Origin of the sequence: Marinobacter piscis, assembly GCF_007671655.1 — a bacterium.
Lineage (GTDB): Bacteria > Pseudomonadota > Gammaproteobacteria > Pseudomonadales > Oleiphilaceae > Marinobacter > Marinobacter piscensis.
Genome location: NZ_VCGX01000001.1, coordinates 222,914 through 243,946 on the forward strand (window position 1 = coordinate 222,914; position 21,033 = coordinate 243,946).

Genomic DNA, 21,033 nt, shown 5'->3' on the forward strand with positions numbered 1-21,033 from the left:
GCGCGTGTCGGGATAACCCCACGGGGCTGGCGTTACGCCTTCCGTGCTTCCATCAGCCGGAGAAACTCGTCAAACAACGGCGCCACATCACAGGGGCCCGGGCTCGCTTCGGGGTGTCCCTGAAAACTGAAAGCCGGCTTATCTGTGCGGCGAACGCCTTGCACAGTGCCATCGAACAGGGATTTATGAGTAACTTCGAGCGCGTCAGGCAATGATGATTCGTCCACCGCAAACCCATGGTTCTGGCTTGTAATCATCACTGTGCCACCCTCAAGGCGCTGAACCGGATGATTGGCACCATGATGGCCATGCATCATTTTCATGCTTTTCCCGCCACTGGCCAGCGCCAGAAGCTGATGTCCAAGACAGATGCCAAACAAAGGTATGTCGGTTTCAAGCACTTCCTGAATTGCTTTGACGGCGTAGGTGCAGGGCTCGGGATCGCCCGGGCCGTTTGACAGAAATATGCCATCAGGATTCATCGCCAGCACCTCTGCAGCCGGCGTCTGGGCGGGCACAACGGTAACCTCGCAACCGCGGGCGGCAAGCATGCGCAAAATGTTGAACTTGACGCCATAGTCCCAGGCAACAACATTGAACTTCGGTTCGCTGGTTTCTGCGTAGCCTTCACCGAGCGTCCACTCACCCTGGGTCCACTTATAGGGTTTGTCGCAGGTGACTTCTTTGGCCAGATCCATGCCCTGAAGCCCCGGGAAAGCACCGGCCAATTCCAGTGCACGCTCGGCGCTGGCGCCAGCGCCGGCTACAATGGCACTGCCCTGGGCACCTTTTTCGCGAATATGGCGGGTAAGGCGGCGGGTATCGATATCGGCTATGCCTACAACATTGTTGTTACGCAGGTATGCATCAAGTGTACCGGTACTGCGCCAGTTACTGGCAACAAGAGGTAAATCACGAATAATCAGCCCGGCGGCCTGGATGCGGTCAGACTCTACGTCTTCTTCATTTATACCGGTGTTGCCAATATGCGGGTAGGTCAGGGTTACGAGTTGGCGTGCGTAGGACGGATCAGTGAGTATTTCCTGGTAGCCGGTCATTGCGGTGTTGAACACCACTTCGCCGCTGGTCTCTCCGTCAGCGCCAATAGCGGTTCCGTAAAACAGGCTTCCGTCTGCGAGTGCAAGGATTGCGGGTGTGCTCAAGGCTTGTATCCTCATCGAGTGGCGTATGGTTCGTCACGTGCAGGAACGCAAGCGCAAATTCAGGTCGTAAAAAAGCGAGAGGGAGTATAACCCCGTCCCGCTTTTGTTATCCGGAAGCACTTTCGGCTCCCTGGGCCCTTCAGAGCCTACGCTTGGTGCAGTTAAACCGCCTTATTGTATGAAATCTGCGGTTTTGTGTCCATGTAAAATCGCCTTGCAGTGAAGTATGTCCGGAACACTGGCAGGTACCTGGCATCTCCGCTCCGGGAACCGCTACGAGCACATCCATATGCGCTTGGCTGTGACCATCCCCGGCCACAGACATTCCCGGAGCGGAGATACCAGGCCCCTGCCTCCGTGCTTGAGCTCAATAGCTTCTGGCCGTAGAGGCTCACTTCAGGCTCAAAACATCCTGCATATCATACAACCCTGCAGGCTTGTCTTTCAGCCATAGAGCAGCCCGCATGGCACCCTTCGCGAAGGTCATCCGGCTACTCGCCTTGTGGGTAATTTCGATGCGTTCGCCTTCGGTGGCGAAGAGTACGGTATGATCGCCCACCACATCACCGGCCCGGATGGTTTCGAAGCCGATTTCTTTGCGGGTGCGTTCGCCGGTGAAGCCTTCGCGGCCGTAGACTGCGCATTCTTTGAGATCACGCCCGAGGGCATCGGCAACCACCTCTCCCATACGCAGAGCGGTGCCAGACGGTGCATCCTTCTTGTGGCGGTGATGGGCTTCGATGATTTCAACATCGTAATCATCGCCCAGCGTTGCGGCTGCGCTGTGCAGAAGGTTGAGAACTACGTTAACACCGACACTCATGTTGGGCGCAAACACCACCGGGGTGGATTCTGCCGCCAGGGCAAGCTGCTGCTTCTCAGCCTCGGTCATGCCAGTTGTGCCAACTATCAGCATCTTGCCGTTAGCCTTACAGAATTCCGCGTTTTCAAGCGTCAGGTCCGGAAAAGTGAAATCAATAAGCACGTCGAAGTCATCTTTCACCTCGTTCAGGCTACCCGCCATTCTGACGCCGGTTTTACCGATGCCGCTCATTTCACCTGCATCGGCCCCGACGAGGCTGCTGTCTGGTTCGACAACAGCGGCGCCCAGCTGCACACCTTCCGTGCCATCTATTGCTTCAATGAGCACTTTGCCCATGCGCCCGGCGGCGCCGATGACTGCTACCCTCATGACCTTTTCCTTATGCAAAGCTGATCAGAATTTCATTTCGTCAAAGAAGTTCTTAACACCCTCGAACCACGAGGTTTTCTTTGGCGCATGATTGGTGCCACCGCCATCATCAAGCGTTTCCTGGAACTCTGCCAGCAACTCTTTCTGGCGCTTGGTCAGGTTAACCGGTGTTTCCACAATTACACGGCACAGCAGATCACCTGCCGGGCCACCGCGCACCGGGTTAACGCCCTTGTTACGCAACCGGAAAAGCTTGCCTGTCTGGGTCTCTGCCGGAATCTTCAGCTTAACGCGACCGTCCAGAGTTGGTACTTCCAGCTCGCCACCAAGCGCAGCGTCGATAATGCTGATCGGCACTTCGCAATAAAGGTGACGCCCTTCGCGGGTAAATATTGAGTGCTCCCGGACCGCCATCTGTACATAGAGATCGCCGGGAGGCCCGCCGTCTACGCCCATCTCACCTTCGCCGGTGAGACGGATACGGTCGCCGGTATCAACGCCGGGCGGAACCTTAACAGACAAGGTTTTCTCTTCCCGGACTCTGCCCTGCCCCTGACAAGACTTGCAGGGGTCCTTGATAATCTGGCCAGACCCACGGCATGTCGGACAGGCTTGCTGCACAGCAAAGAAACCCTGCTGCATACGTACCTGCCCCATACCCTGACAGGTTCCGCAGGTTTCCGGACGGGAACCTTTAGCAGCACCACTGCCATCACAGGTCTCACACTCCCGATGACCGGGAATGGTAATTTCTACTGTTTTACCCTTAACCGCTTCTTCAAGATCCAGATCCAGGGTGTACCGTAAATCCGATCCACGGGTGTTGCGGCCACCACCGCCACCGAAGATGTCGCCAAACACATCCCCGAATATATCGGAGAAGCTGCCGCCCCCACCTCCGAAACCGCCACCGGCTTGTCCGTCTACACCGGCGTGGCCGAACTGGTCGTAGGCCGCACGCTTGGACTGGTCTGCCAACACTTCATAGGCTTCGCTGGCCTCCTTGAACTTGTTCTCAGCATCCTTGTCTTCCGGGTTACGGTCTGGGTGATACTTCATCGCCAGCTTTCGATAAGCTCGCTTGATGTCTTTCTCATCCGCATCCCGGGAAATCCCGAGAATGTCATAATAATCGCGCTTGGCCATGCTCTAAAACCCTGTTTATTAAACGCGGAAAACGCGGACTCAATCCGCGTTTTCCAACTACCTGATATACGTCAGAATTACTTCTTGTCGTCGTCTTTGACTTCTTCGAACTCGGCGTCTACTGCATCATCAGCAGACTGGGCATCGCTCTGCCCTTCTGCCTGCTCCGCCTGTCCTTCCTGTTCTGCGTACATCTTCTGGGCCAGCTCACCAGAAACTTCAGTGAGCTTCTGGGTCTTAGCTTCAATGTCATCCTTATCAGAGCCGGCAAGCGCGTCTTCAAGCTCTTTGATCGAGGCTTCGATAGACTCTTTCTCACTATCGCTGACCTTGTCTCCGGCCTCGCTCAGTGTCTTGCGTACGGCGTGAACCATGGCATCGCCCTGGTTACGTGCCTGAACCAGCTCTTCAAACTTGCGATCTTCCTCGGCGTTCGCCTCAGCATCCTGAACCATCTGTTCAATTTCATCTTCATTCAGGCCGGAGGAAGCCTTGATCACAATGGACTGTTCTTTGCCCGTCGCCTTGTCTTTCGCAGACACGTTCAGAATACCGTTGGCGTCGATATCAAACGTGACTTCGATCTGCGGTACACCACGCGCCGCCGGCGGAATGTCTGCCAGGTCAAAGCGGCCCAGGGACTTGTTCTGTGTAGCCTGTTTACGCTCACCCTGAACAACGTGAATGGTCACCGCTGTCTGGTTGTCTTCCGCTGTAGAGAAGGTCTGCGACTTCTTGGTCGGGATCGTCGTGTTCTTCTCAATCACCGGTGTGGCAACACCACCCATGGTTTCAATACCCAGGGTCAGCGGAGTCACGTCCAGCAGCAAGACGTCTTTCACGTCGCCAGAAAGAACCGCCGCCTGGATTGCTGCGCCCATGGCCACAGCCTCATCCGGGTTCACTTCCTTGCGGGCTTCTTTGCCGAAGAACTCTTTAACTTTTTCCTGAACCAGCGGCATGCGTGTCTGACCACCCACCAGGATAACCTCGTCGACTTCGCCAGCGCCCATGCCTGCATCTTTCAGAGCCACCTTACAGGGCTCCAGGCTGCGCTGAACCAGATCTTCTACCAGTGATTCCAGCTTGGCGCGCGTCAGTTTCACGTTCATGTGCTTGGGGCCGCTGGCATCTGCAGTTATGTACGGCAGGTTGACGTCGGTCTGCTGGCTGCTGGAAAGCTCAATCTTGGCTTTTTCACCGGCCTCTTTCAGACGCTGCATGGCCAGGGAGTCACCCCGCAGATCAATGCCACTGTCTTTCTTGAACTGGTCGGCCAGGAATTCGATGATTTTCATATCGAAGTCTTCACCGCCCAGGAAGGTATCGCCGTTGGTAGCCAACACTTCGAACTGGTGCTCGCCGTCCACATCGGCAATTTCGATGATGGACAGGTCGAAAGTACCGCCACCCAGGTCGTAAACGGCTACAGTGCGATCACCGCTCTTCTTGTCCATACCATAAGCCAGCGCGGCTGCGGTCGGCTCGTTGATAATACGCTTCACTTCCAGACCAGCAATCCGGCCTGCGTCTTTGGTAGCCTGACGCTGGCTGTCGTTGAAATACGCCGGTACGGTGATGACCGCTTCGGTCACTGTCTCGCCCAGGTAGTCTTCTGCAGTCTTCTTCATCTTGTTCAGAATTTCTGCAGACACCTGCGGCGGCGCCATCTTTTCGCCTTTAACCTCTACCCACGCATCGCCGTTATCGGCTTCGGAAATCTTGTAGGGAACCATCTTGATGTCTTTCTGCACAACGTCGTCTTTAAAGCGACGACCAATTAGACGCTTGATGGCATAGATGGTGTTATCCGGGTTGGTCACTGCCTGACGCTTGGCCGACTGACCTACCAGGGTTTCATTATCGTCGGTATAGCCGATAATGGACGGGGTGGTGCGATCACCCTCTGCGTTCTCGATAACCCGAACCTTGTCGCCATCCATGATGGCAACACATGAGTTGGTTGTTCCGAGGTCGATACCAATAATCTTGCTCATTGAATCACTCCAGTTGTTCTGAAAGCTGTACTGATTAGTTGTCCGGAAACACCCGCTCCGGCGATCTCTGTTTAACGTTTATATTGGCGCTTTCGCTGACTTTTCAAGCCTGCTCATCAACTTTTGGCGCATCTTCAGCCTTTGCAACCATAACCATGGCGGGGCGAATTACACGCTCATTGAGCAGATAGCCTTTCTGCACCACAGCAACGACGCTGTTCGGCTCAGCGTCAGGTGCCGAAACCATGGACATGGCCTCATGCACCTGGGGATCGAACGGCTCGCCAACCGGGTTAACCGGCTCAACATTGAATTTTTTCAGGCTGGACAAGAACAGACTCAGTGTCATTTCCACACCCTGGCCAATAGAGGTTACCAGCTCACTGCTGTCCCCATGCCCCTGGGTGCTTTCAACCGCTTTTTCGAGACTGTCTGCCACAGGCAGCAGCTCTTTAACAAACTTTTCCAGCGCAAACTTGTGGGCCTTTTCCACATCGATTTCGGCCCGGCGACGCACGTTCTGCATCTCTGCCTGCAGGCGCAGCATCTGCTCCTGGGAGTCCTGCAGCTGTTCATTCAGGGATTCAAGCTCGGAAACCTCTTCCTGAGGTGCCTCCTGCTCTTCTTCCCCGGCCGCGGCCGCAGCTTCATTCAACTCATCTATTTGCTCGTTGCGGTCTTCGTCTTTACTCATGACTACTCCTGCCAGATCTTCGGTGGCCGAATTAAAACCGACCCATTGACATAGGCTCCGGCCCCGCAGAGCCGGAAAATTGCTGTTGCGAACGAATATGGGGATCAGCACTCAGGTTTCAACCAGCCAGGACCATATTTCTGCACAAAACTGCCAACCCGATTTGCAAACAGTAGAATCACTGTATATATTCACAGTCACTGTATGTTCGAACAGTGTCTATTTCCGACGAGCGGGGGATATCTGCATGCTCACACAACTCACTGTTTCCAATTACGCCATTGCCGAGCGGGTTGAGCTTCAGTTCAGCAACGGAATGACCGCACTCACCGGCGAAACCGGTGCCGGCAAATCCATTGTGCTGGATGCTCTGGGGCTTGCCATGGGCGGGCGAGCCGACGCAGGTGCTGTGCGCCATGGCGCCAGGCGCGCAGATATTACCGCCACCTTTGACATTGCCGGGATTCCCGATGCCCGGCAATGGCTGCAAAGCCGTGAACTGGATGATGACAACGAGTGCATACTGCGCCGGGTAATCAGCAAGGATGGCCGCTCACGAGCCTACATTAATGGTCAACCCTGCCCGCTTGCACACCTGAAAGAGCTGGGCGGGGCACTGATGGACATTCACAGCCAGCACCAGCATCAGTCTCTTCTGCGTAAAGAAACACACCGCAAGCTGGTCGATGAGTTTGCCGGCGCCGAAGATCTTGCCAGTCAGACCCGTGAGGCGTGGAAAGCCTGGAACGACGTCCGTACCAGGCTGGCCGAGCGCCAACAGAATGCCGAAGAGTCTGAAGCCAGACTGCAGCTGCTGCGCTATCAGGTGGAAGAACTGGACCGGCTGGCGCTTGAAGCCGGGGAACAGGAGCGGCTGGAAAAGGAGCAGGATCACCTGAGCCAGGCGGATGCAGTTCTGCACAACAGTCATCAGGCAGCATTACTGTGCACAGAAGACGAAACCAGTGCCGCCGGACTGGTGCGCCAGGCACTCCAGCAACTGGAGCAACTTCCGGTTGAAATCCCGGCGCTGGCAGACACTGTGCAGATGCTGAACGAAGCCCAGATTCAGATCAGTGAGGCCGGCGACAATTTACGCCACTTTGTAGACGATTATGAGGCAGACCCTGCCCGCTTGCACGACGTTGAAGAAAGGTTGAGCAGCATATATCAGATGGCGCGCAAACACCGCATCAGCCCGGAAGAACTGCCGGAATTTCACCAGCGCCTGAGCACTGAGCTGGCAGAACTGGACGGCGGTGAAGGCAGCCTTGAGCAACTGGAGGCAGAGCTGCAGAGCCTGCATGAGAGCTTTAACACTCTGGCCAGCCAGCTTTCAGAAGCCCGTGCCAGGGCTGCGACTGAGCTGGACCAGCGCATTGCAGGTGAACTGGCCCAGTTAAGCATGCCGTCTGTGCAGTTTGTAACGCACCTGAAGCGTAACGATAAGAGCGAGCCGGCGCCACACGGCCAGGAAGAGATAGAGTTTCTGGTGAGCGCCAACCCCGGGCAGCCGGCCCGGCCGCTTGCAAAAGTAGCATCCGGCGGTGAGCTTTCCCGTATAAGCCTGGCGATTCAGGTTGTGGTAGCGCAGACATCCACAACCCCGACCCTGATCTTTGATGAAGTGGACGTTGGCATAGGCGGGGGCACTGCCGAGGTAGTAGGCAAGCTATTGCGATCTTTAGGAAGCAACGGACAGGTTATCTGCGTAACCCATTTACCGCAGGTTGCAGCCCAGTGCCATCAGCATCTGTTTGTCAGCAAGTTCACCCAAAAGGATGCAACCTTCTCAAAAATCGAATCTCTGGATGACCGCGGCAGGATCAGTGAAGTGGCAAGAATGCTGGGGGGCGTGGATATGACCGAGCATACCCTGGCTCATGCAACCGAAATGTTTTCCAAGGGACAGGCAACCCACCACTGACACAGTCGACAAGTTTTCTATTCCCCTCTCAACCCTGAGAGTATTGGGGCAGGCTGATAGCCTGCCCCCTTTTTTATGCTCACTGGAGCGCCGGGCGCTTAATCCTTGAGGGGCTTAACGTAAAGAATCAGGCTGTGTTCGACTATTTCATAGCCGTGCTCTTTCGCAATTTTTTGCTGACGCTCTTCAATTATGTCGTCAACAAATTCAATTACCTGACCCGTCTGGGTGCAGACCATATGATCGTGGTGGTCCTCACCCGCCATCTCAAATACCGCATGCCCGCCTTCGAAGTTATGGCGCAACACCAGTCCGGCTGTTTCAAACTGGGTGAGCACACGATAGACAGTAGCCAGCCCCACATCATCACCCTGATCCAGAAGCCGCTTATAGACGTCTTCAGCACTCAGATGATCGTCCTTGGCGTTTTCCAGGATATTGAAGATTTTCACTCTTGGCAGAGTGACTTTGAGACCGACTTTTCGTAATTCGGCGTTTTCAGATGACATGTTACTATTCACTCTTTGGTGTGCCTCATGGCTTCCGGTATGATGAAGCCGCTAAATTAACGGTTACCCCGTGCCACACCTGTCCTTGGCAGGCGATTTCAAGATAGAGGATTTCCTCCGGCGATGCAAAAGCTCACAGCTCTCATTCTCACTTTGATTCTCTCTGGTTGCTCATTCCCGGGCGTTTATAAAATCAACGTCCAGCAAGGCAATATTGTAACCGACGAAGAGCTGAGCAAGCTCAACGAAGGCATGCCGCGCAGCCAGGTCCAGGCCGTGCTGGGCACGCCCCTGATGCTGAACCCGGTTGACCGCTCCCGGGAGTATTACACCTACACGTTCCAACGCCGTGGCGGTGATATTGAAGAGCAGCGGATTATCGTGCACTACAACGGTGACCGGTACTCACACCATGAAGCAGAGCTTCTGGAAGAAACACCTGCTTACTGACCAGGTTAAGACTTTCTTTTGGCCCGGTTCAGGCGTGCCTGCTTCGGGTCAATTTTAAGTGGACGGTATAGCTCAACCCGGTCCCCTTCCCGCACCGGGTGATCTGCAGGCTTTTTGATTACCTTCCCGAACACCCCCATATCGATGGCCTCTGCATCAATTTCGGGGAAAATATCCGCAATCCCGGACATTTTGACAGCCTCCAGGGCAGTTGTGCCTTCTGGCACGTCAACCGTCACAATTTCTTGTCTGTCAGGTCGGGCATAGGCGACTTCAACCTGCAGCATCAGACACCTCCGCTGTAAATGACATCCGCGCGACGACAAAATGCGTCGACCATTGTGGTCGCAGCCTGATTGAATATTGGCCCGAACGTCATTCTTGAGAGCGACCCGGAAAACTCGAACTCCAGCGTCAGCACAACTTTGCACGCGCTCTCGCCCAGCGCTTTAAAGTGCCAACGCCCCTTCAGGTTGCGGAAGGGCCCTTCCACCAGATTCATCTCAATGGCCTGGGGCATCAGTAACTCGTTGCGGGTAGTGAGTGTATGACGCACGCCCCCTTTGGCGATTTCCAGAGAGGCCATAACCTGACCCGGGTCGCGCTGATGCACCTGGGCACCGGCACACCAGGGAAGAAATTCCGGATAACGGGCTATATCATCAACCAGGTGAAACATTCGCTCAGCGGAGTGCATGACCAAGGCTGTTTTATCGATCTGATGGGACATTGGAACTGGATTTCCTGCTTACAAACACACGTTAAGGCTGGCTGCCGCTAAACACCATGGTAAAGGATATTATCGTCTTCAGGGGCACTTTCAGAAGGTGATAGCGGTTTTTCTTGACCACTTACGGATGAGGCCCGACACCAGGATGCACCCGCATCATCACACAAGCTTGTCAGAGAAACGGCCGTATAATAAACACTGATATAAACCAGCGCCAAGGGTAACGCAATACGCATCACCCACCGCCAGACTGCGAACAGAGAGCTGGAGAACTCGCCCAGCATAAGCCGCGACAGGTGACGGGTCAGGCACCAGCCAACAAAAAGCGCAACAAGCATGGCCACCAGCGGAATAATCACGCCCCCGGCCAGCAATTCTACCCAGCGGAAAACCGTTGCCCCACCGGGCTGATAGTGCGCCCACAGATTAAATGAAAACAAGGTAGCCAGCCCGGCAAGCCAGACCGCCAGTCCAGCTACGGTGACCGCAAGCCCCCGGGATGCGCCGGTCCACTCGCTGACGCGGCTGACAAGGGGCTCCAGCAACGCCAGCGCCGTTGACCACACAACCATGACCACCAGCAGGAAAACACTGGCGATAACGAACTGACTCGCAGGCAGCCCGGCAAGCGTCACCGGAAGCGAAACAAACAGCAAACTGAAGCCGCGTTCTGTGGCCGGCAGACTGCTCTGTGCTGCCACAGCAAAAAGCACCAGCCCGGCCAGAACCGCCACCAGTGCATCCAGCAAGACCACCACCACAGCGGAACGTTTCAAGGGTGTTCCGGGTGCGGCATAAGCGCCCAGAATGGTCCACACCCCCATTCCAAGCCCCAGCGTAAAAAACGCCTGAAACAAGGCGGCACGCAGGCTGTTCCAGGTAAGGTTCTCAGGATGCACCCCGAGAACCTGATCAAAGGCCACACCGACCTGACCGTGCCAGAGAGCAAACGCGAGCAGTGCCAGAAAAAGCACAAGCGTACCCGGCACGATCAACCTGAAGGCACGCTCAAGGCCGCTGACCACGCCCTGGGCGGACACCCACAACACCAGAATCAGAAAAAAACCGTGCCATCCCATGAAAACAGAGACCTTGTCCGGGTCTGAGACCAGGCTCGCCAGGGTTCCCACAGCCTGCGCCTGACCCGCTCCGGAAAATCGCCCCAAGGCACCGTAAAACACATAAGCCAGCGCAATCGCACCAAACACGGCCGTAAACGACAGCACCAGAAAAACCGCCACAGTGCTGAGCCGCCCGACCAGCATCCATGCCTTTGCCGCCCCGGCACGGCGTACCAGGCCATCCAGAGCGCGCACAATACCCTGGCGGGCCCAGGCACCAATCACAGTCTCAGTAACCATTAAAGGCAGAGTAATCAGAAACAGACAGCACAGGTACAGAAGTACAAACAGCCCACCTCCGTGCATTCTGGCCAATGAAGGGAACTGCCACAGATTAGACAGCCCCACGGTTGCCCCGACCGCTGCCCATAAAAAAGTTGATTTTCGGGTAAACATCCCGATATGTGTCTGGTACGAAGCAGGCATACTTGCCCCTGAATGAGTCTGGGCGAGTATTGTAGCGGAATGACTCCATTAGTCACGAACGGGGTATGCCTGCAAAGACCTGGAGAGGTCATTGAGTGACCGGCTACCCGGTCCTGCGCTACAATGCCCGTTTATTCGCCTGAATCCGGATACAGTATTCATGAGCAAGAAAAAGCCCGGTACAAAGAGCAGTACCATCGCCCTGAACAAGAAGGCGAGACACGAGTATCACATTGAGGAACGCTTTGAAGCGGGTATCGCCCTGCTTGGGTGGGAAGTAAAATCCCTGCGAGCCGGCAAAGGGCAGATAACCGACGCTTACGTGTTACTGAAAGATGGCGAAGCGTTTTTGCTGGGTGGGCACATTCAACCTCTTACCGAGGCCTCCACCCATGTCGTTGCTGACCCGACGCGAACCCGGAAACTGCTGTTACACGCCAAGGAATTGGCCAAGCTGATCGGGGAAACCAGTCAGGCCGGCAAAACCTGTGTGCCCCTGGCACTTTACTGGAAAAGAAATAAAGTGAAGTGTGAAATTGCTTTGGTTAAAGGCAAGAAACTGTTTGATAAGCGCGCCACAGAAAAGGAAAGAGACTGGAACCGCCAGAAGCAACGTATTATGCGGGATGCCAACGCCTGAGTGATTATTTTTCAGACAGACCTTGAAGTCAGGCAAGATGCCCACATATACTAGAAGTAAGGGGACGACATGGCTTCGACGCCGGTGGCGAACCCTTGGGTGCATGTCGAGATGGCAGCGAATCTCGTAAATCCAAAGCTGCAATGCAATAGTCGCAAACGACGAAAACTACGCACTAGCAGCGTAAGCTTGCTAGTCGTCCTGACCGGGTCTCCCGTAGCCCGGAAGCAACATCTCAGGACGTCATCGCATACGGGATGCTCCGTTATCCAGAGTTCACTGGCTAACGGCTAAGATTTAAAGAACTCGCCTCTTGCACCCTGGCCTTCGGGTCGCTTGAGGTTAAAACAATAGAAGGACATAAACATGTAGATCTCAAGGCATAGTACTGGCGGACGCGGGTTCAATTCCCGCCGTCTCCACCAATCAAACAAAAAGCCCCTGAAATTCAGGGGCTTTTTTTATGGCTATAAAAGGTATCACCAGCCAATGAACACCCCCGAACAACAGTTCCTCAAAGCCCTCGACGACAAACTCTGGAAATCCGCCGACAAGCTGCGCGCCAACCTGGACGCTGCCAACTACAAGCACGTTGTGCTCGGCCTGATCTTTCTCAAATACGTGTCCGATGCCTTCGAGGAGCGCCAGGAAGAACTGCTGGAGCTGTTCAAAACCGACAGTGACGACAACATCTACTACCTCCCCCGGGACGATTTCGACAGCGAAGAGGAATATCAAACTGCGCTGACCGAAGAGCTGGAAGTGCTGGATTACTACCGCGAAGCCAACGTGTTCTGGGTACCCAAAGCCGCCCGCTGGAACACCCTGAAAGAAAAAGCCGTGCTGCCCGTGGGCACCGTACTCTGGCAGGACGACGCGGGCAATGACGTTAAGCTGCGCTCTGTATCCTAGCTGATTGATAACGCCTTAGAAGCCATTGAGACGCACAACAAAAAGCTTAAAGGCATTCTCAACCGCATCAGCCAGTACCAGCTGGACAACGACAAGCTGCTGGGCTTGATCAACACCTTCTCCGACACCTCCTTCACCAAGCCTGTGCTGGATGGCGAGAAGCTGAACCTGCAAAGCAAAGACATTCTCGGCCATGTGTACGAATACTTCCTGGGCCAGTTCGCCCTCGCCGAAGGCAAGCAGGGTGGCCAGTATTACACCCCCAAAAGCATCGTTACCCTGATTGTGGAAATGCTACAGCCCTACTCCGGCCGGGTGTACGACCCCGCCATGGGCTCAGGCGGCTTCTTTGTCTCCAGCGACAAGTTCATCGAAGAGCACGCTAGCGAGCAACACTACGACGCTGCCGAACAGAAGAAGCACATCTCCGTGTACGGCCAGGAGTCCAACCCCACCACCTGGCGACTGGCCGCCATGAACATGGCCATTCGGGGCATCGACTTCAACTTCGGCAAGAAAAACGCCGATACGTTTTTGGACGACCAGCACCCGGATTTGCGCGCCGACTTTGTGATGGCCAACCCGCCGTTCAATATCAAGGATTGGTGGAGCGAATCCCTGGCCGACGACGTGCGCTGGAAGTACGGCACCCCGCCCAAGGGCAACGCCAACTTTGGCTGGATGCAACACATGCTTCATCACCTAGCACCCACCGGCAGCATGGCCCTACTGCTGGCCAACGGCTCCATGAGCTCCAACACCAACAACGAAGACGAAATCCGCAAACGTCTTGTGGAAGAAGATCTGGTGGAATGCATGGTCGCCCTGCCCGGCCAACTGTTCACCAACACCCAGATCCCCGCTTGTATCTGGTTCCTGACCAAAGACAAAGCCAACGGCATGGTGCGCAACGAGAAAAAGCGCGATCGCCGCGAAGAGCTCCTGTTCATCGATGCCCGCAACCTGGGCTTTATGCGTGACCGAGTGCTGCGTGATTTCACCGCTGAGGACATAGCCAAGGTCGCCGACACTTTCCATGCCTGGCAAAAAGGCGAAGGCTACGAAGATGCCCCCGGCTTCTGCAAATCCGCCAGCCTGGACGAGATCAAGAAGCACGACTTTGTGCTGACGCCAGGGCGCTATGTGGGCGCTCAGGAGCAGGAAGACGACGGCGAGCCATTTGCCGAGAAGATGGCGCGATTGACCGGGCAGCTGCGGGAGCAGTTTGCGGAGAGTGACCGGCTGGAAGCTGAGATTAGGCGGAATCTTGAGGGGCTAGGATATGAGCTTTGATGAGTCTGTATCGCTTCCAGATGGCTGGCAAATAATGACTGTAGACCAGCTAGTGAGTTCAGGTGCCTTAGCGAAGCCTCTGGACGGAAATCATGGCGGCATTCACCCCAAAGCTTCTGATTACGTGGAGCACGGGATTCCTTTTGTAATGGCATCAGACCTTCAGGGTGGCCAAGTAGATCTGAGCAATTGCAAATTCATATCCGAAGTACAGGCAAACAGCCTACGCAAAGGGTTTGCGCAAGCCGGAGACGTTTTGCTATCACATAAAGCGACTATTGGCCGAACGGCCATTGTTCAGGCATCAGAATACCCATTTCTAATGCTGACACCTCAAGTCACGTATTACCGGGTTCTGGACTCCCAAAAGCTCGTCCCAAACTATCTAAAAGCATATTTCGACTCGCATTTTTTTCAATCTATACTCGCCCTCTGGGCAGGTTCTGGCTCCACTCGAGCGTATTTAGGAATAACCGGCCAGCTGAAGTTACCGATAGTTGTTCCACCAATTGCTTTCCAGAAATTGGTAGCTGCCCAAGCGGAATCTTTGAATGACAAAATCCAACTCAACCACCAAACCAACCAAACCCTCGAACAGGTGGCCCAGGCCATCTTCAAAAGCTGGTTTGTCGATTTCGAGCCGGTCAAAGCCAAGATCGCCGCACTGGAAGCCGGCGGCAGCGAGGAAGAAGCCCTGCTCGCCGCCATGCAAGCCATTTCCGGTAAAGGCGAAGCGGAGCTAACCCGCCTCCAGGCCGAACAGCCCGAACAATACACCGAGCTTCGCGCCACCGCCGAGCTATTTCCATCGGCTATGCAGGAAAGTGAGTTGGGGGAGATTCCTGAGGGGTGGGAATGCTCGGCTCTTGATCAGATAGCAAAGTATCAGAACGGACTAGCCCTCCAAAAATTCCGACCTAATAACGAAGACGATTACCTGCCGGTGGTAAAAATCGCCCAACTCAAGAAGGGCTACGCAGATCACGAAGAAAAAGCATCCCCAAATATCAAGCCCGATTGCATCATCGACAATGGTGATATTGTGTTTTCTTGGTCTGGCTCACTGATGGTTGATACATGGTGTGGAGGCAGGGCCGCACTAAACCAGCACTTGTTCAAGGTGACCTCTGAGAACTATCCGAAATGGTTGTATTTCCACTTCACCCGACATCATCTGGAAGAATTCCAGCGCATCGCTGCAGACAAAGCAGTAACAATGGGCCATATAAAGCGAGAGCACCTAAAGCGCGCCCTATGCGCAGTTCCAAATCGACAATTAATTGAGAATGCTGGCAAGTTCTTGGGCAATCTTCTGGACAAACAGATTGAGCTTCGGCTGGAGAGCACCACCTTGTCTGATCTACGCGATACACTACTTCCCAAGCTCCTCTCAGGCGAACTGAAAACTCCGGCATTGGAAATATAGATGACTGAATGGCTAGCTAGCTTTCTTCAGAAGGTCAGTAACATGGAGAACTGGAAAGACCTGGCAGCAGTTCTCAGTGGATTCTCAACCCTCGCGATTGCTGCCCTGACTCTCTTCCTGTGGCGAGAAAACCGGTTACTCCGAAAAGCTGGTTCGAATCCTCAGCTCATCGCTTATTTCGAGCCGCATCCGGATGGCACTGGCGGCCTAAACATTGCCATTTCGAACGTCGGAAAAGGCCCTGCAAAAGATGTCTACTTTCGATTCAAGGGAGACCCCGAAAATTTTGCGAAGTACGACTTAATACTGGACTGTTCGCAGCGCCGAGGCCCGATAGCAACAATTCCTCAAGATGGGAAAATATCGATTTTCTTCGCTATCGGTTACCAACTCTTTGCGCCGAAGAATCCTCAGCCGGATAAAGACAAACAGCCGATAGAGCCTTTCAATATACAACTTGAGTGGAAGCAATTGGATGGTGCAAAAGAATATTGCGATCAATTTTTGCTCGATGTAAAACCCTACGCTGACCTGCCAGGATTCATCAATAAGCCGCACCTACTCAAACTTGTTGATTCAGTTAACTCGGTTGGCAAACAGATTGGAGCATTAAAGCCCGAAGTCAGACGAGTAGCCTGCCTTATTGAGGCCAATAAACTCGAAAGCTCGGTTATTCAAAAGAAGAAGGGAAACTTCGAAGATGAATAAAAGCAAGCCCTCGGAAGACGGCATTAGCTCAAAGGAAGCAAAACACTTCAACAACTTCGGGTCCACCCGGTGCAACTACCCAAGAAAATGGCCGGAGAATTATACGCAAGCGCCGAAAGCCACGCGTCTCGGGACAAAACCAAATCTTGAGTATGAGGCCTGAAGTAATAGCTATGCTGAGCGGTTTGAAAGCAAACAACGACAAGGAATTGTCATGACTGAACAACAAGTACGAATCTTCACCTCAACCGATGGTCAAGCGCAGCTGGAAGTGGCGCTGGAACAGGAAACGGTCTGGCTCAGCCAAATCCAAATGGCGGAGCTGTTTGGCAAAGACGTGCGAACCGTCAACGAGCACGTGGGCAATGTGTTCCATGAGGGTGAATTGGAGAAGGAGCCAACTATCCGGAAATTCCGGATAGTTCGCCAAGAGGGCAAGCGACAGGTTCAGCGGGAGATTGATCACTACAATCTGGACATGATCATCTCTGTCGGCTACCGGGTGAAATCCCATCGTGGCGTACAATTTCGCAAATGGGCCACCCAGGTTCTCAAAGACCACCTAGTTCAGGGCTATACCCTCAACCAGCGCCGCCTGACCGAACGTGGCATCGAGTTTGAGCAAGCCGTAAACCTACTGAGCCGCACTCTGACCAATCAAGGTTTGGTATCTAACGAAGGCGAAGCCGTTGCCCGGGTGATCAGCGATTACGCCCGCTCCTGGAGTCTGCTGCAAGGCTACGATGAACAACAGCTGGCCGAGGTAGGCATCAAGCAGCCGGATATGCAGCCGCTGGAGTTGGATGAAGCGCTCACGGCCATTGGCGAGCTCAAGCAAACCCTTATAGCCAAAGGCGAAGCCACCGAGCTGTTTGGTCAGCTACGGGGTGATGGTCTGGCGTCTGCTTTGGCGACGATTGAGCAAGGTTTTGGCGATGAACTGTTTTATCCGAACGTGGCTACGCGCGCGGCTCACCTACTCTACTTTGTTATCAAGAATCACCCGCTGGCCGACGGCAACAAGCGCTGCGGCTCGTTTTTGTTTTTGTGGTATCTGCGCCGCAACGCCGTTTTGCTGGCGCGGCCGGTAGAACAACTGATTAATGATAACACCCTGGTGGCCTTGGCCCTGCTGGTGGCGGAAAGCCTGCCGGATCAGAAAACACTGATGATCCGGCTGATTGAGCATTTCTTGCTGCTGAAGGAGCCCATCGGGGAATAAGGACTTAAGGTATGACTGAAGATCAGCTGGAACAACAATGCCTGGAATGGTTCGCCGAAGGCGACTGGGAAGTTTGCCACGGGCCAGATATAGCCCCAGACGGCGAAGCCCCAGAACGAGCCGACTACCGGCAGGTATTATTGCTGGCGGATCTTGAAGCGGCCATTCGCCGCATTAATCCTCACCTTCCCCAGGGCGCGGTGGTGGAAGTGGTTGAGGCGGTACGTAAGCCACAAAGCCTGGATGTGGTTGTCAACAACCAAGAGTTCCATCACATGCTGCTCGATGGTGTGCCTGTAAAGTACAAACGCGACGACAAGGTGGTTCACGACCAGGTGTTTCTGATGGATTTCAGCAATTTGGCCGCCAACCGCTTCCGAGCTATCAACCAGTTCACGATTGAAGGTTCCAAGCAGCTTCGCCGTCCGGATGTAATCTGCTTTATCAACGGTTTGCCTCTAGCGGTGCTGGAGCTGAAAAGCCCAGGCGCCGAGAACGTGAACATCTGGGATGCCTACAATCAGATTCAGACCTATAAAGACGAATGCGCCGATCTGTTCGCTTACAATGAAGCCGCGATCATCAGTGATGGCTACTTGGCTCGTGTAGGCTCTCTTACCGCCAGCCAGGAGCGTTATATGCCCTGGCGCACCATCAAGCACGAAGACGACAAGCCGCTTATGGAATGGCAGTTAGAAACCATGGTGCGCGGTTTCTTCGACCGGGAACTGTTTCTGGATTACATCCGCTACTTCGTGATCTTCGAGACGGATTCCGACAAGTTGATCAAAAAGATTGCTGGCTATCACCAGTTCCATGCGGTGCGTGAAGCGGTGAAGGCCACGGTGATTGCCGCGCAGGATATGAGCCAGCATGGCATTGGCGAGAAGCGCGCCACCTACGGTGACGAGGTTCTGCCGGGCAGCAAGAAGGCCGGTGTAGTTTGGCACACCCAGGGCTCCGGCAAGAGTATTTCCATGTGCTGTTACGCCGGCAAGCTGCTGCAACAGCCGGAGATGAACAACCCCACTCTGATTGTGGTCACCGACCGCAACGACCTGGACGGCCAGCTGTTTGCCACCTTCAGCGCCGCTCGGGAATTGCTGAAGCAGGAACCGGTGCAGGCCGATGACAGGGATACGCTGCGCCGGCTGCTGTCGGAGCGGGAATCCGGCGGCATTATCTTCACCACGGTACAGAAGTTCGCCCTGCTAAACGACGAATCTGGCCACCCGATTCTGAATGACCGCCACAACATCGTGGTGATCTCAGACGAAGCCCACCGCAGCCAGTACGGGCTGAAAGCCACCCTAAAGAAAGACGGCACCTACAAATTCGGCTACGCCCGTCACATGCGAGATGCCCTGCCCAATGCCTCGTTCATTGGTTTCACCGGCACCCCCATCGAAAGCGAAGACAAGGACACCCGCGCCGTGTTCGGTGATTACGTGTCCATCTACGACATCCAAGATGCCGTAGACGATGGCGCGACCGTGCCCATCTTCTACGAATCCCGCCTGGCCAAGCTGGACATCAACCGCGAACAGATCGAGGCACTGTCTGAGCAGGTGGAGGAAGTAGTTGAGGACGACGAAGACGTTGGCAGCCGCGAGAAAACGAAAAGCGAATGGAGTCGGCTGGAGAAACTGGTCGGCGCTGGCCCGCGCCTGAAGCGGGTGGCGGAAGATTTGGTAAACCACTTTGAAACCCGTTCCAGCACCATCGACGGCAAGGCCATGATTGTGGCCATGAGCCGGGAGATTGCGGTTCACCTGTACAACGAGATTGTCGCCCTGCGCCCGGAGTGGCACGACGAAGATCCGGAGAAGGGCGCCATCAAGATTGTTATGACCGGATCCGCCTCTGACAGAGCCCTTCTGCAGCCGCACATCCACAACAAGCAGACCAAGAAACGGTTCGAGAAGCGCTTCAAGGACACCAACGACCCGCTCAAGCTGGTGATCGTTCGGGATATGTGGCTGACCGGCTTCGATGCGCCCTGCTGCCACACCATGTACGTGGACAAGCCCATGAAGGGCCACAACCTGATGCAGGCCATTGCCCGGGTAAACCGGGTGTTCAAGGACAAGCCCGGCGGGCTAGTAGTGGACTACATCGGCATCGCCAACGAACTCAAGCAGGCCCTGAAAACGTACACCGACGCCAAGGGCAAGGGCACGCCCACCCACAGCGCCGAAGAAGCCTACGCCATCCTGCTGGAGAAGCTGGACATCATCCACGGCATGTTTGCGCCCGGCCCCAAAGACCAGGGCTACAACTACAGCGGATTCGAGACCGAGCCACACAAGTTTCTGGTGCCCACCGCCAACTACGTGCTCAGCCTGGAAGACGGCAAGAAGCGCTTCCTTGATACGGTATTAGCCATGAACAAGGCCTTCTCCCTTTGCGCCACCCTGGACGAAGCCCAGGCACTGCAGAAGGAGGTAGCGTTCCTGTCACAGGTGAAAACCGCCATCACCAAGTTCACCAGCGTGGACAAGAAGCTGACCCAGGAAGAAAAGAACACGGCGCTCAAGCAGATTCTGGATAACGCCTTGGTGGCCGGCGGTGTGTCCGACGTGTTTGAAATGTGCGGTCTGGACAAACCCAATATCGGCCTGCTCTCCAACGAGTTCCTGGAAGACGTCCGGCAGATGCCCTACAAGAACTTCGCGGTGGAGCTGCTGGAGAAGCTGCTCAAGGACGACATCAAAGCCAAGACCCGCAACAACGTGGTGCAGGAGAAAAAATACGCTGATCGCCTGCAGGAGACGTTGCGCAAGTACAACAACCGGGGCATCGAAACCGCCCAGGTGATTGAGGAGTTGATCGCCATGGCAAAGCAGTTCCAGGAAGAAATGGAACGCGACGCCGCCCTTGGCCTGAACCCAGACGAAGTGGCCTTCTACGATGCCTTGGCTTATAACGAAAGCGCTGTGCGGGAGTTGGGCGACGACATCCTGAAGAAAATCGCCGTGGAAATCACCGACAAGCTGCGAAAATCCACCACTGTGGACTGGCAGGTGCGCGAGAGTGTGCGGGCCAAGCTGCGGATTCTGGTTCGGCGGACATTGCAGCGCTACAAGTATCCGCCGGATAAGGCGCCTGCCGCGATTGAGCTGGTGATGGAGCAGGCGGAAGCGTTATCGAATCATTGGACGAAGTAACAAATTATTACCTGAAACCACAAATGGGGAAGAGAAAATGAAAAACAGGATATTGCAAGTTTTAATGCTATGCGCATTTATCTACACAATCGGGATATCGGGCGTCCTCGCTGTTAACGAAGGAGCTCTCGGCTTTCTCGTAGGGCTAATCGTTGGCGCTGCATCGATATCCGTTGTTTCCGCATTGCAATACATCCTCATTGCTCAGTGGAACCCAATGTACCTATTTAAAAAGGATCAATAAATCAAGTACCGGCAAACGAGCATGACATACTCAAACACCCGATGACCATTTGCCTTGGGCGGTACT

General features: G+C 54.6%; 16 protein-coding genes, 1 other RNA gene and 1 pseudogene. 9 read left to right on the forward strand and 9 right to left on the reverse strand.

Annotated features, from left to right (window positions below; all coding sequences use genetic code 11):
* Window positions 1-32: 32 nt before the first annotated feature.
* From carA to grpE, 5 genes are all read right to left on the reverse strand, one after another.
* On the reverse strand, window positions 33-1,163 hold the full coding sequence (gene carA, locus FFI95_RS00990) for a glutamine-hydrolyzing carbamoyl-phosphate synthase small subunit (protein WP_186311946.1): 1,131 nt from the start codon (window positions 1,161-1,163) through the stop codon (window positions 33-35).
* 391 nt (window positions 1,164-1,554) lie between these two features.
* Entirely contained in the window at window positions 1,555-2,355 is an 801-nt protein-coding gene (gene dapB, locus FFI95_RS00995) for a 4-hydroxy-tetrahydrodipicolinate reductase (RefSeq protein WP_144820487.1), read from the reverse strand.
* A 24-nt stretch (window positions 2,356-2,379) separates the two neighbouring features.
* A complete protein-coding gene (gene dnaJ / locus FFI95_RS01000) occupies window positions 2,380-3,501 on the reverse strand; it encodes a molecular chaperone DnaJ (RefSeq protein ID WP_144820488.1) in 1,122 nt (373 codons plus the stop codon).
* Window positions 3,502-3,578: 77 nt separating this feature from the next.
* Window positions 3,579-5,498 (reverse strand): molecular chaperone DnaK, encoded by a 1,920-nt coding sequence (gene dnaK, locus FFI95_RS01005; RefSeq protein WP_144820489.1) that lies wholly within the window; start codon window positions 5,496-5,498, stop codon window positions 3,579-3,581.
* Window positions 5,499-5,601: 103 nt separating this feature from the next.
* Entirely contained in the window at window positions 5,602-6,192 is a 591-nt protein-coding gene (grpE, locus tag FFI95_RS01010) for a nucleotide exchange factor GrpE (RefSeq protein WP_144820490.1), read from the reverse strand.
* A gap of 247 nt (window positions 6,193-6,439) precedes the next feature.
* Here grpE and recN point away from each other — a divergent pair, with 247 nt between their 5' ends.
* Window positions 6,440-8,119 (forward strand): DNA repair protein RecN, encoded by a 1,680-nt coding sequence (gene recN, locus FFI95_RS01015; RefSeq protein ID WP_144820491.1) that lies wholly within the window; start codon window positions 6,440-6,442, stop codon window positions 8,117-8,119.
* Window positions 8,120-8,217: 98 nt separating this feature from the next.
* Here recN and fur read toward each other — a convergent pair whose 3' ends face one another.
* Entirely contained in the window at window positions 8,218-8,628 is a 411-nt protein-coding gene (gene fur, locus FFI95_RS01020; protein ID WP_144820492.1) for a ferric iron uptake transcriptional regulator, read from the reverse strand.
* 123 nt (window positions 8,629-8,751) lie between these two features.
* On the opposite strand from fur, the gene FFI95_RS01025 reads away from it, so the two are divergent.
* Window positions 8,752-9,078, forward strand: coding sequence for an outer membrane protein assembly factor BamE (locus FFI95_RS01025; RefSeq protein ID WP_144820493.1), 327 nt, complete (start codon window positions 8,752-8,754; stop codon window positions 9,076-9,078).
* Window positions 9,079-9,083: 5 nt separating this feature from the next.
* Here the strand turns inward: FFI95_RS01025 and FFI95_RS01030 are convergent, their stop codons facing one another.
* Genes FFI95_RS01030 through FFI95_RS01040 form a run of 3 tightly spaced genes read right to left on the reverse strand, consistent with a single transcriptional unit; the run spans window position 9,084 to window position 11,355 of the window.
* The gene (locus FFI95_RS01030) at window positions 9,084-9,365 is read right to left on the reverse strand and encodes an RnfH family protein (protein ID WP_178974349.1); all 282 of its coding nucleotides are present in this window, start codon (window positions 9,363-9,365) and stop codon (window positions 9,084-9,086) included.
* A complete protein-coding gene (locus tag FFI95_RS01035; protein ID WP_144820494.1) occupies window positions 9,365-9,808 on the reverse strand; it encodes a type II toxin-antitoxin system RatA family toxin in 444 nt (147 codons plus the stop codon). Before FFI95_RS01035 ends, FFI95_RS01030 begins: the two co-directional genes overlap by 1 nt.
* A 47-nt stretch (window positions 9,809-9,855) precedes the next feature.
* The gene (locus FFI95_RS01040) at window positions 9,856-11,355 is read right to left on the reverse strand and encodes a sodium-dependent transporter (protein ID WP_144820495.1); all 1,500 of its coding nucleotides are present in this window, start codon (window positions 11,353-11,355) and stop codon (window positions 9,856-9,858) included.
* Window positions 11,356-11,515: 160 nt separating this feature from the next.
* On the opposite strand from FFI95_RS01040, the gene smpB reads away from it, so the two are divergent.
* From smpB to FFI95_RS01075, 7 genes and pseudogenes are all read left to right on the forward strand, one after another.
* Entirely contained in the window at window positions 11,516-11,995 is a 480-nt protein-coding gene (gene smpB, locus FFI95_RS01045) for an SsrA-binding protein SmpB (RefSeq protein ID WP_144820496.1), read from the forward strand.
* 60 nt (window positions 11,996-12,055) lie between these two features.
* Window positions 12,056-12,420, forward strand: a transfer-messenger RNA (tmRNA) gene (gene ssrA / locus FFI95_RS01050).
* 64 nt (window positions 12,421-12,484) lie between these two features.
* Window positions 12,485-14,200, forward strand: a pseudogene (locus FFI95_RS01055) (class I SAM-dependent DNA methyltransferase).
* Window positions 14,190-15,626 carry a restriction endonuclease subunit S gene (locus FFI95_RS15415; RefSeq protein WP_144820497.1) on the forward strand — a complete coding sequence of 479 codons (1,437 nt, stop codon included), beginning with the start codon at window positions 14,190-14,192 and terminating at the stop codon, window positions 15,624-15,626. Before FFI95_RS01055 ends, FFI95_RS15415 begins: the two are co-directional and overlap by 11 nt.
* The gene (locus FFI95_RS01065; RefSeq protein WP_246069315.1) at window positions 15,627-16,334 is read left to right on the forward strand and encodes a hypothetical protein; all 708 of its coding nucleotides are present in this window, start codon (window positions 15,627-15,629) and stop codon (window positions 16,332-16,334) included.
* Between the two features lie 214 nt (window positions 16,335-16,548).
* Window positions 16,549-17,556: a virulence RhuM family protein/type II toxin-antitoxin system death-on-curing family toxin gene (locus tag FFI95_RS01070; protein WP_144820498.1), complete on the forward strand. Its 1,008-nt coding sequence runs from the start codon at window positions 16,549-16,551 to the stop codon at window positions 17,554-17,556.
* Between the two features lie 11 nt (window positions 17,557-17,567).
* Window positions 17,568-20,723: a type I restriction endonuclease subunit R gene (locus tag FFI95_RS01075; protein WP_144820499.1), complete on the forward strand. Its 3,156-nt coding sequence runs from the start codon at window positions 17,568-17,570 to the stop codon at window positions 20,721-20,723.
* The last annotated feature ends 310 nt before the right edge of the window (window positions 20,724-21,033 follow it).

Bases quoted from the DNA above. Each gene is read 5' to 3' on its own strand.
- FFI95_RS01065 (WP_246069315.1), top strand. From the start codon at position 15,627: ATGACTGAATGGCTAGCTAGCTTTCTTCAGAAGGTCAGTAACATGGAG.
- dapB (WP_144820487.1), bottom strand. From the start codon at position 2,355: ATGAGGGTAGCAGTCATCGGCGCCGCCGGGCGCATGGGCAAAGTGCTC.
- dnaK (WP_144820489.1), bottom strand. From the start codon at position 5,498: ATGAGCAAGATTATTGGTATCGACCTCGGAACAACCAACTCATGTGTT.
- dnaJ (WP_144820488.1), bottom strand. From the start codon at position 3,501: ATGGCCAAGCGCGATTATTATGACATTCTCGGGATTTCCCGGGATGCG.
- FFI95_RS01035 (WP_144820494.1), bottom strand. From the start codon at position 9,808: ATGTCCCATCAGATCGATAAAACAGCCTTGGTCATGCACTCCGCTGAG.
- FFI95_RS01075 (WP_144820499.1), top strand. From the start codon at position 17,568: ATGACTGAAGATCAGCTGGAACAACAATGCCTGGAATGGTTCGCCGAA.
- FFI95_RS01025 (WP_144820493.1), top strand. From the start codon at position 8,752: ATGCAAAAGCTCACAGCTCTCATTCTCACTTTGATTCTCTCTGGTTGC.
- smpB (WP_144820496.1), top strand. From the start codon at position 11,516: ATGAGCAAGAAAAAGCCCGGTACAAAGAGCAGTACCATCGCCCTGAAC.
- FFI95_RS01030 (WP_178974349.1), bottom strand. From the start codon at position 9,365: ATGCTGCAGGTTGAAGTCGCCTATGCCCGACCTGACAGACAAGAAATT.
- FFI95_RS01040 (WP_144820495.1), bottom strand. From the start codon at position 11,355: ATGCCTGCTTCGTACCAGACACATATCGGGATGTTTACCCGAAAATCA.
- FFI95_RS15415 (WP_144820497.1), top strand. From the start codon at position 14,190: ATGAGCTTTGATGAGTCTGTATCGCTTCCAGATGGCTGGCAAATAATG.
- grpE (WP_144820490.1), bottom strand. From the start codon at position 6,192: ATGAGTAAAGACGAAGACCGCAACGAGCAAATAGATGAGTTGAATGAA.
- fur (WP_144820492.1), bottom strand. From the start codon at position 8,628: ATGTCATCTGAAAACGCCGAATTACGAAAAGTCGGTCTCAAAGTCACT.
- recN (WP_144820491.1), top strand. From the start codon at position 6,440: ATGCTCACACAACTCACTGTTTCCAATTACGCCATTGCCGAGCGGGTT.
- FFI95_RS01070 (WP_144820498.1), top strand. From the start codon at position 16,549: ATGACTGAACAACAAGTACGAATCTTCACCTCAACCGATGGTCAAGCG.